Origin of the sequence: Bacillus massilinigeriensis (assembly GCF_900111815.1) — a bacterium.
Taxonomy (GTDB): Bacteria; Bacillota; Bacilli; order Bacillales; family Cytobacillaceae; genus Mesobacillus_C; species Mesobacillus_C mediterraneensis.
The window spans coordinates 1-1,065 of sequence record NZ_LT630018.1 but is presented as its reverse complement, the minus strand read 5'-3'; the positions used below and the strand labels follow the sequence as shown (position 1 = coordinate 1,065).

The following is a 1,065-nucleotide window of genomic DNA, read 5'->3' as shown; positions in this document are numbered from 1 at the left end:
TCAAAGCCAGATTCCGAGATTTTTGAGCAGCTTAGTGAAGAAATTAAGAAAGCAGATAACCTCCCTTCTGGTTCTTATGGTATTTCACTTCATGATAACTACGTAAACAAATTCACAGGCCTTGGTAGTAAAAAAGGCTCCCTTGATACAAATTTTAACCATTTAATAATTAAACAGTAGAAGGTGGAGGTTGTTAATGGCAGTGAGTAGTTTAGATATTCGCAAACCCTCTTCTAACCATCCAGATTTAGTGGAATTAGCTGGATACCATGCTTATCTGAATATTAAAGAGCGTTCTCAATTTGAAGTTAACAATACAGAATATACTGTTCTAAATACCAGATATGAGCATCGAACTGGCTTGGATGCTATGACTGTGCAGAACGATATCACCCAGGAAGTAACTATCGTGTTCGTTGGCACAGATGCGGCGGGTAAATATGGGAATCAGGATATTTTAACGGATGTTCAGTTGCTGAGTCCTATAGAGCCGAGACAAATCAAAGCTGCACGGGCTTATTATAAAGAGATGTCGGAAAAATACGAGATTTCTTCGATTACGGGCAATTCTCTTGGCGGTGGGTTGTCACTTGCCGTTGGGGTACAGAATCCACATTTAAATGTGTTGCACAGGGGCTTTCTGAGATATTGATATCAATCAATAAGGACGAGTTAGATTTGCTCGCTTCTGCAATGGAAAAGCAAGTGATGGAGCGTCACTAAATTACTGAATAATACGGAAACAGTGTCACCAAATTTGTATACAACCAGCCCTTTTCATATACAATTATTGGATAAAAGAGTCGTATTTACTCATATTTAAACTACATCATTTATGTCCAAGGAGGACCTATGTCAAAGAATAAAAAGCGTTTGTTAATCGCAAGCATTGGAACTGCTTTATTAATGGGAGGCTGTTTAAACATGGACACATCAAATACGAATCAAAACGAAGAAAAACCAAAAGCTTCAAGCAAAAACACACAAACCGACGAGCGATACGTTAGCGTCCAAGATTATACCGGTGAAGGTTATCGTATGAAGGGCGGTGAGGAAGAAGAAGTT

At 38.8% G+C, this 1,065-nt stretch carries 1 protein-coding gene and 2 pseudogenes; all 3 read left to right on the top strand.

Annotation, left to right across the window (positions count from 1 at the left end; translation table 11 throughout):
* Nucleotides 1–180: pseudogene (locus BQ5796_RS18585) on the top strand (DUF1672 family protein); the annotation flags it as partial.
* Between the two features lie 16 nt (nucleotides 181–196).
* Entirely contained in the window at nucleotides 197–652 is a 456-nt protein-coding gene (locus BQ5796_RS16865; protein WP_071461531.1) for a hypothetical protein, read from the top strand.
* A gap of 200 nt (nucleotides 653–852) precedes the next feature.
* A pseudogene (locus tag BQ5796_RS16860) lies at nucleotides 853–1,065 on the top strand (DUF1672 family protein); the annotation flags it as partial.